Consider the following 8,262-nt stretch of genomic DNA (forward strand, 5'->3'; position numbering starts at 1 on the left):
GTTCGTGCGGAGAGTTGGGCGGCCTGCGAGAGAGGCCGCCGGGCGAGGCTTACAGCGGCTTACGCCGTGGCGGCGACGCGCGGGCGGTTCACAAGCTGGTTGTCCTTGCCCTGCACCAGCGGAGTCAATGCGATGTTGAACTCGATTTCCTTGTACGCGTCGGCCTTGAGGCCGAGCGCCGTGCCGCCGGTCTTTTCCACCACATGCGGCACGAGTTCTTCACGCGTTGCGTAGGCGAAGTCATCCCAGATCAGCGGGTCGCCTTCGATGTTGATCTGCGTCGTAAGCTTGCGGGTCTTGTCGCTCGTGACGAAGAAGTGCACGTGCGCCGGGCGGTTGCCGTGGCGGGCCATCGCGTCAAGCAGCTGTTGCGTGGCGCCCTCCGGCGGGCATCCGTAGCCGACGGGCATCAGCGTGCGGAATTCATACTTGCCGTCGGCCCCGGTCTTCACCGCGCCGCGCAGGTTGAAATCGTCTTGCGCGCCGGTCGGGTCAAAGTGCGAGTAGAAGCCCTTCGAATTGGCGTGCCAGCATTCGACCACCGCATCGGCGACGGGCTTGCCGTCCGGTCCGGTCACCGTGCCACGGATAACCAGCGGGCCTGCATCTTCGTCAGCATTGAGATCGATCCGGGAGACGCCGTCACGCACCGGGGCACCGGCCACATACAGCGGTCCTTCAATCGTGCGCGGCGTGCCGCCGTGGATATCGGCTTCGCGGTCCTGGGCATCCATGCGGATGTCGAGATACTTCTCCAGACCCAGTCCAGCGGCCAGCAGGGCCGCCTCGCCATCCTGGCCGAGCTTGTTGAAGTAATTCACGCCGACCCACACTTCGTCGGGGGTCATGTCCAGGTCCTCAATGGCCTTGAACAGGTCGCTCAGCAGACGATGCGTGATCTGCTTCGTACGAGCGTTGCCCTCGTTGCTGCCCAGATTGGCGGCGGCCTTCAGCAGGTCCTGCACTTCCTTCGCGTCGAATACCTTGGCACTCATGTCTGCTCCTAACTGTCTGTGTTTTTACTGGGGTTAACCCTCATTTCAGGTCGGTCTTAATCTACCCAGAAGGTATAATTTGCCGCTGAAATCGAGCTTGAATGCAGAATAGAGTCGTAAAACGCGTCAGTCCAACACCGTTTTAGTATCAGGCTATATCCAGGAGGTATTGTATGGAGCTACGGCATCTCCGCTACTTCGTGGCCGTCGCGGAAGAGCGCAACTTCACGCGCGCCGCAAAACGGCTCCATATCGCCCAGCCGCCGCTCAGCCGGCAGATACAGCAGCTCGAAGAGGCACTCGGGGTGCAGCTGTTCGAGCGGAACTCCCGTCCGCTCAAGCTCACCGAGACCGGCAAGTTCTTTTACTCGCACGCGGTCCACCTGCTCGCGCAGACCAGCGAGCTGGAATCGATGACGCGGCGCGTGGGCAACATCGAGCGGAGCCTGTCCGTCGGCTTCGTGGGTTCGACACTCTACGGCATGCTGCCAAAGATCATCCGGCGATTCCGGGACGAAAACAAAGCGGTAGAGCTCAGCCTGCACGAAATGTCGACCATGGACCAGATCCGCGCATTGAAGGACGGACGCATCGATGTCGGGTTCGGCCGCATCCGGCACGAGGACGCGAATATCCGCCGGGTCATCCTGCGCGAGGAGAAGATGATCGTGGCCCTCCCCGTTGGTCATCCGCTCTCGCTGTCCAAACCGCAGCTTTCGCTGCGGGACCTCATCTACGAAACGCTGATCGTGTTCCCGAAGGCGCCGCGTCCCAGCTTTGCGGACCAGGTCCTGTCGGCGTTCCAGGAACGAGCACTGACGCCCCGGCGCATTTATGACGTCCGCGAGTTGCAGATTGCATTGGGGCTGGTCGCGGCGGGAGAAGGGATCTCCGTCGTGCCGAGCAGTGTCTATGGGCTCAAGCGCGACGACGTGAGCTACATGGAACTCGATGACCCGACCCTCACGTCGCCGATCATCATGAGCATGCGCGCGATGGACGAGTCACGCGATATCAGGGAAATGCTCGACCTGATCTATCGGCTCTACGAAGAAGAGCAGATTCCATATGTGCCTCGGACGGACATGGGCTAAGGTTTGAACCGCATATGCCCTACACAACTCTTCCAGAGCGAAAATATGCACCTTATATTGCCCACGCCTGAGCCCCGTCTGCGCCTAAACTAAAAAGTCCCGGGCCGCCTGCCCATGCACCGGAGCGCCTTATGCGAGACGTCGCCATCACGGCCGCCGACCACGCGGTCGGCCCCGACACCGCCAGGGTTACTGTCGTCGAGTACGGAGATTTCGAGTGCGAGTATTGCCGCATGGCGTATGGCGCCATGAAGATCCTGATGGAGCACTACGGTCCGCAGGTGCGCTTCGTCTATCGCCACTATCCGATGTCGCACTGGCACCCGTCGGCCGAAGCCGCCGCCGAATGCGCGGAAGCCGCCGGCGCGCAGCAAAAGTTCTGGCCGATGTACCGCCTGCTCCATGAAAAGCCGGACGGCCTCAGGCCCGACGCGTTGCGCCACTACGCCGGCATGCTCGGCATGGACCTGGACCGATATGACGAGGACATGTCCGCGCATGCGCACTTGCCGCACATCCGCGACGACATGCATGGCGCTGCGCAGTGGCAGGTGCGCGGCACGCCGTCATTCTTCGTCAACGGCGTGGTGCAGGACGTAACGTTCGGCATGGAGCGGCTGCAGCATGCTATTGATGCGGCACTGGCCGCATGACCGTGCCGAGCGTCCGCAGCAGCCGCTGAATCTCCGCGACGAGACTCAGCTCGCCCGCTGCGGCGCTTTCCCGCAAGCGGAACTTCTGGATCTTTCCGAACTGCGTGACCATTGCCGCGCGGCCCTGGCGCCGCAAAATGCCCCGTAGGCCGGGATCAGCCGCGGGCAGCACTGCGTCCGCGTGCAGGCGGATTGCGGCAGCCACAATCTTCCCCCAAGGTCGGGTCGGACAGGCCCCGCCGCCCCGGTGCGCTGGCCCGCTCAGCCCTCCAGCTTTGCCGCCGCATCGCGCAACGCCGTACGCAGGCCCTCTTCCACCACCGGGTGATAGAACGGCATGCCCAGCATCTGCGCGATGGTCAGGCCCTGCTGATATGACCACGCCAGCAGGTGCGCAATGTTCTCGGCGCGCGGGCCAGTCCATTCGGCGCCCAGGAAACGGCCGCTCGCCTTGTCGGCATACACGTGCATCAGGCCGCGGTTCTTCAGCATGACGCGGCTGCGGCCCTGGTCCTCGAAGCTGACCTCGCCGGTGACGAAGCTGCCTTCGGCCAGGTCGGCAAAGCGCTGGCCAACCATGGCGATCTGCGGGTCCGAGAACACCACCGCAATCGGCGCGCGGCGCGCGAGCGGCTTCACCTGCGGGTACGCGGCAGCGTTCTCGCCAGCGGCCTTGCCTTCATCGGCGGCTTCGTGCAGCAGCGGCAGGATATTGTTGGCATCGCCGGCAATGAACACCGGCGATACGCCGCACTGCAGCGTGGCCGGATCGAACACCGGCACGCCACGCGCATCGAGTTCCAGGCCCGCGTTTTCCAGGCCCAGGCCGCGCACATTGGGCTCGCGGCCGGTCGCGGACAGCACGTAGTCGAACGTCTCCGTGACGGATTTGCCCTCGCGATCGGTGTAGGTGATGCGAGCCAGGTCGCCTTCGCGCGCCATGTCCGTGACATCGGCCTCGGTATCGAGGTAGAACTCATTGCGGAAGGTCTCGTTCGCATGGCTGCGGATGACAGGGTCGGTCAGCGGACCGAGCGAGCCGCGCACGCCGAATACCCGGACCCGCACGCCAAGGCGCGACAGTGCCTGGCCAAGCTCCAGGCCGATCACGCCGGGGCCGAACACGACGACGCTGCGCGGCAAGTCTTCCCACGCAAATACATCGTCGTTGACGATCAGGCGGTCGCCGAACACCTTGAACGGCGCCGGCACGACCGGACGCGAACCCGTGGCGATCACCACGCGGCTGGCCCGCACGGTGATTTCGCCCTCGGCGGCAGCCACCTCCAGCGTGGTGTTGTCGATGAAGCGGGCATAGCCACGCACGCGGTCCGCCGCGGGAATGGTTTCCACGCCGCGCTCCACGAAACCGACAAAGCGGTCGCGTTCGCTGCGGACGCGGGCCATGACTTCGCGGCCATCGATGCGGATATTGCCGTCCACGTGCACGCCGAACGGGGCCGTGTGGCGCAGTTCGTGCGCGGCTTCCGCTGCGGCGATCAGCAGCTTGGACGGCATGCAACCCACGCGGGCGCAAGTGGTGCCGTACGGGCCGCCTTCGATGATCACGGCGCGCTTGCCTGCCGCAATGGCGGCGCGATAGGCGGCGAGGCCGGCGGTGCCTGCTCCGATGACGGCGACGTCGGTCTGGATGGTCTTCATGGCGTGCGGTTCCTTCCCTTCAGGGTTGTTCTTGAAATCGATCGGTCATCAATCGGCGGGCTGGATGGCGCCACGCAGGCAGCGCGGTGCCATCGGGTCCGGCGACTGCCGGACCGCGAAGTGCGGTCGTGAGACCGGAGTTACCTGGCCAGGTACTGTTCAAGCGCGGCGGCGCCGCCGACCAGCTTGCCGTTGATGAACACCTGCGGCGCGGTCATTTCACCGGACACGGCGCCCAGCACCTTGCCGCGCACCTTGTTGTCCAGCGGCACTTCGATGTACTCATAGCCGGCATCCGACAATTGCTGCTTGGCCTTGGCGCAGAACGAGCAGCCGATCTTCGAGAACACGACAACCTGGTCCGGGCGCTTGGCATCGGGGGCGATGTAGTTCAGCATGGTGTCCGCGTCGGACACCTTGAACGGGTCGCCCGGCTCATCCGGCTCGATGAACATCTTTTCGACCACGCCGTCGCGAACCAGCATCGAATAGCGCCAGCTGCGCTTGCCGAAGCCCAGGTCGGTCTTGTCCACCAGCATGCCCATGCCTTCGGTGAACTCGCCATTGCCGTCGGGGATCATGGTGATGTTCGCGGATTCCTGGTCCTTGGCCCATTCGTTCATCACGAAGGTGTCGTTGACCGAGACGCACAGGATCTCGTCCACGCCCTGCTTCGCAAACGCGGGCGCCAGCTCGTTGTAGCGCGGCAGGTGGGTCGACGAGCAGGTCGGCGTGAAGGCGCCGGGCAGCGAGAACAGCACGACGGTCTTGCCGTTGAACAGTTCACCGGTGGTGACCGTCTTCCATTCGTTGTCCTGGCGGATACGGAAAGCGACATTGGGAACGCGTTGGCCTTCACGGGATTGCAGCATCGGAATCACTCCTGGTTCTGTGGTTTGCTGCGTGCTGCAGCGATGAACCACATTCTGTCGATCGCGATGTGATTTGTACAATTCATCGTTTAAACCGATGCGATTAGCATTTGCTATCGCAACGTGATCCGCCTCCCATTACCCACGGGCAAAAGGGGACTTAAAGTCACACATAACTTTCAGCCGGGCACAAAAGTGCCCTATCATGCGGCCATCTCCCGATATCCATCGGAATTACCGATAGTCCTGATGCTTCGCCCAGACACCCTGAATGCCGGCCGCCACCATGGCCGGCTGATCTCCCTGGCGTTATCGCTGGCGCTGGCGCTGGCCTGTCCGGCCGGGGCCGAGACGCTGCGCAAGCCCGCCCTCGACACCCTGATCGCGACCCATAAATCGAGCCCGCCGGCCAGCCTGGAAGCTTTCCTGGCGAGCGCGGCCAAGGCAGAGCCGGCCGCGGCGCCGGCCGTGGCCGCCTGGCAGGCCGGGACACCGCTCAGTGGCGACAACCTTGTCAATATGGGGCGCTTGCTTGGTGTCTATAACCGGCTGCGCAACGAGGCGGCGGTGATCGACGCCCTGGGCAAGATGGTCGCGCTGCGGACCGTGCGCGACGACAAGGTTCCGCCGCACGAGAGTCCCGCCATCATCGAGTTCGGCAAGCTGGTCGAAGGCATGGCGAAGTCCTTCGGCCTGGTCTATCGCAATATCGACAACCGCGTGTTCGAAGTCACGCTGCCTGGCGCGGGCCTGGACACCTTCGGCATCCTGACCCATGCGGATGTCGTCCCGGCGGTCGCCGACGAATGGGTGCTCGACAACGGCACCCGGCTGGACCCGTTCTCCGTCACGCGCGTGGACGGCTACCTGTACGGCCGCGGCACCATCGACGACAAGGGATCGATTGCCGCGGCGCTCTACGCCATGAAGACCGTCAAGGAAAGCGGCCTGTCGTTGGAGCGCAGCGTGCGCCTGATGATCGAGACCACCGAGGAAACCGGTGGCGACGGCATGAAGTACTACCGCGAACGCAACGCGCTGCCCGACTACAACATCGTGCTCGACAGCAAATACCCGGCCGTGGTGGCAGAGAAGGGTTCCGGCGCATTGCGCGTCATGTTTCCGGCGCTGCGCACCGACAGCAAGCAGCCGGCCATCGTGTCCATGCGCGGCGCCGCGTCCGCCAACAGCGTGCCCGAGACGGCAGTGGCGCGCATCGCCGGGGGCAATCCGGCGACGGTGATGGCGGCGCTCGACGGCGCCCGCGCTGCCTTCCTGCGCAAGACCACGCCGCAGGGCGGCAAGTTCAGCATCGACCTGAAGCGCGATGGCGACGTTGTCGAGGTCAAGGTAACGGGCGTGTCGGCCCACGGCTCGCGCCCCGAAGAAGGCGTCAACCCGCTGCCGCGCCTGGCCATGTTCCTGCAGGCCTCCGGCCTGCAGCTCGCCGACAACCAGTACCTGCGGGCCGCGCGCTACATTGCCGACCTGTATGGGCTGGGCTACCTGGGCGAGAAGATGGGGCTGGCCTATCGCGATCCGTTCATGGGCCCGCTGACCATGTCCCCGACCCAGGTGCGCGAGCAAGCCGATTTCGTCGAGGTCATCACCAATGTGCGCATGCCGCGCGGCAGCACGCCCGAGGCGCTGAGCGGCAAGGCCGTGCAGCGCATCTACAAGTGGGCGGCGTCCACGGGTTCGACGGTTGAGATCAAGTATGACCAGGGCAACTGGATGGCCCGCGACCCCAAGGGTGCGTGGCTTTCCACGCTGCTCAACATCTTCGGCGACACCACCGGCCTCGAAGCCAAACCCGTGGCCACCGCCGGCAGCACCACCGCCAAGCTGCTGCCCAATGCCATCAACTTCGGGCCGGCGATGCCGGGCAAGAAATACACCGCCCATAACGCCAAGGAATACAAGGAAGTCGCCGATCTCGACCTGGACCTGCAGATGTTCACCGAGATGATGGTGCGTATCGGTAACCTGGCAAAGATGCAGTAAGGCGGCAAGGAAACGCTCAGGCAAACCCGGCTTGATGCGCCTGCTGGTCGGCGTGGTACGAACTGCGCACCATCGCGCCCACGGCGGCATGCGTGAAGCCCATCTTGTAGGCCTCTTCCTCGAACATCCTGAAGGTGTCGGGATGCACGTAGCGCAGCACCGGCAGGTGGTGGTTCGACGGCGCCAGGTACTGGCCGATGGTCAGCATGTCGATGTCGTGCGCGCGCATGTCGCGCATGACTTCGAGGATTTCCTCGTCGGTCTCGCCCAGGCCGACCATCAGGCCGGACTTGGTCGCCACGTTCGGGTTGCGGCGCTTGAATTCCTTCAGCAGCGTGAGCGAGTGCGCGTAGTCGGCGCCCGGGCGGGCCTGCTTGTACAGGCGCGGCACGGTTTCCATGTTGTGGTTCATCACATCCGGCGGGCAGCCCTGCAGGATGTCCAGCGCCTTGTCCAGGCGGCCGCGGAAGTCAGGGACGAGCACTTCGATGCGGGTCACCGGCGACAGTTCGCGGGTCTGGCTGATGCAGTCCACGTAGTGCTGGGCGCCGCCGTCGCGCAGGTCGTCGCGGTCGACGCTGGTGATCACCACGTAGTTCAGCTTGAGCTGGGCGATCGTGCGCGCCAGGTTGCCCGGCTCGTTCACGTCGAGCGGATCGGGGCGGCCGTGGCCGACGTCGCAGAACGGGCAGCGGCGCGTGCACTTGTCGCCCATGATCATGAACGTGGCCGTGCCCTTGCCGAAGCATTCGCCGATGTTCGGGCAGCTCGCTTCCTCGCACACCGTCACCAGGTTGTTGGCGCGCAGGATGTCCTTGATCTCGTAGAAGCGCGAGTTGCCGGTGGCGGCCTTCACGCGGATCCAGTCCGGCTTCTTGAGCTTTTCGGCCGGCACGATCTTGATGGGGATGCGCGCGGTCTTGTCGGCAGACTTCTGCTTGCGGGTCGGATCGTACTGCTCCGCGGGGGATTGCGGGGCTTC

At 64.4% G+C, this 8,262-nt stretch carries 8 protein-coding genes; 3 read left to right on the forward strand and 5 right to left on the reverse strand.

The window, feature by feature from the left end; translation table 11 throughout:
* Positions 1 to 59 precede the first annotated feature (59 nt).
* The gene (gene catA / locus AC3FKG_RS27445) at positions 60 to 995 is read right to left on the reverse strand and encodes a catechol 1,2-dioxygenase (protein WP_483714076.1); all 936 of its coding nucleotides are present in this window, start codon (positions 993 to 995) and stop codon (positions 60 to 62) included.
* Between the two features lie 173 nt (positions 996 to 1,168).
* On the opposite strand from catA, the gene AC3FKG_RS27450 reads away from it, so the two are divergent.
* Both AC3FKG_RS27450 and AC3FKG_RS27455 read left to right on the forward strand, forming a co-directional pair.
* Positions 1,169 to 2,089 carry a LysR family transcriptional regulator gene (locus tag AC3FKG_RS27450; protein WP_488673892.1) on the forward strand — a complete coding sequence of 307 codons (921 nt, stop codon included), beginning with the start codon at positions 1,169 to 1,171 and terminating at the stop codon, positions 2,087 to 2,089.
* Between the two features lie 131 nt (positions 2,090 to 2,220).
* Positions 2,221 to 2,742, forward strand: coding sequence for a DsbA family protein (locus AC3FKG_RS27455; RefSeq protein WP_483714073.1), 522 nt, complete (start codon positions 2,221 to 2,223; stop codon positions 2,740 to 2,742).
* Here the strand turns inward: AC3FKG_RS27455 and AC3FKG_RS27460 are convergent.
* The 3 genes from AC3FKG_RS27460 to AC3FKG_RS27470 form a co-directional block, all read right to left on the reverse strand.
* Positions 2,717 to 2,947, reverse strand: a complete 231-nt coding sequence (locus AC3FKG_RS27460; RefSeq protein ID WP_488744655.1) for a hypothetical protein — start codon at positions 2,945 to 2,947, stop codon at positions 2,717 to 2,719. The genes AC3FKG_RS27455 and AC3FKG_RS27460 overlap by 26 nt on opposite strands.
* A 56-nt stretch (positions 2,948 to 3,003) precedes the next feature.
* On the reverse strand, positions 3,004 to 4,404 hold the full coding sequence (locus tag AC3FKG_RS27465; RefSeq protein ID WP_488744656.1) for a dihydrolipoyl dehydrogenase: 1,401 nt from the start codon (positions 4,402 to 4,404) through the stop codon (positions 3,004 to 3,006).
* 140 nt (positions 4,405 to 4,544) lie between these two features.
* Positions 4,545 to 5,276 carry a glutathione peroxidase gene (locus tag AC3FKG_RS27470; protein ID WP_483714071.1) on the reverse strand — a complete coding sequence of 244 codons (732 nt, stop codon included), beginning with the start codon at positions 5,274 to 5,276 and terminating at the stop codon, positions 4,545 to 4,547.
* A gap of 249 nt (positions 5,277 to 5,525) precedes the next feature.
* Between AC3FKG_RS27470 and AC3FKG_RS27475 the strand changes: the two genes are divergently transcribed.
* The gene (locus AC3FKG_RS27475; RefSeq protein ID WP_488744657.1) at positions 5,526 to 7,280 is read left to right on the forward strand and encodes a dipeptidase; all 1,755 of its coding nucleotides are present in this window, start codon (positions 5,526 to 5,528) and stop codon (positions 7,278 to 7,280) included.
* Positions 7,281 to 7,296: 16 nt separating this feature from the next.
* Here AC3FKG_RS27475 and lipA read toward each other — a convergent pair.
* The coding region (lipA, locus tag AC3FKG_RS27480) for a lipoyl synthase (RefSeq protein ID WP_488744658.1) at positions 7,297 to 8,262 on the reverse strand (966 nt) is incomplete at its 5' end.

It is taken from the genome of Cupriavidus sp. 22TCCZM04-2 (genome assembly GCF_057798895.1).

Coding starts and splice junctions, on each gene's coding strand:
- catA (WP_483714076.1), bottom strand. CDS start 995: ATGAGTGCCAAGGTATTCGACGCGAAGGAAGTGCAGGACCTGCTGAAG.
- AC3FKG_RS27450 (WP_488673892.1), top strand. CDS start 1,169: ATGGAGCTACGGCATCTCCGCTACTTCGTGGCCGTCGCGGAAGAGCGC.
- AC3FKG_RS27455 (WP_483714073.1), top strand. CDS start 2,221: ATGCGAGACGTCGCCATCACGGCCGCCGACCACGCGGTCGGCCCCGAC.
- AC3FKG_RS27465 (WP_488744656.1), bottom strand. CDS start 4,404: ATGAAGACCATCCAGACCGACGTCGCCGTCATCGGAGCAGGCACCGCC.
- AC3FKG_RS27470 (WP_483714071.1), bottom strand. CDS start 5,276: ATGCTGCAATCCCGTGAAGGCCAACGCGTTCCCAATGTCGCTTTCCGT.
- AC3FKG_RS27475 (WP_488744657.1), top strand. CDS start 5,526: ATGCTTCGCCCAGACACCCTGAATGCCGGCCGCCACCATGGCCGGCTG.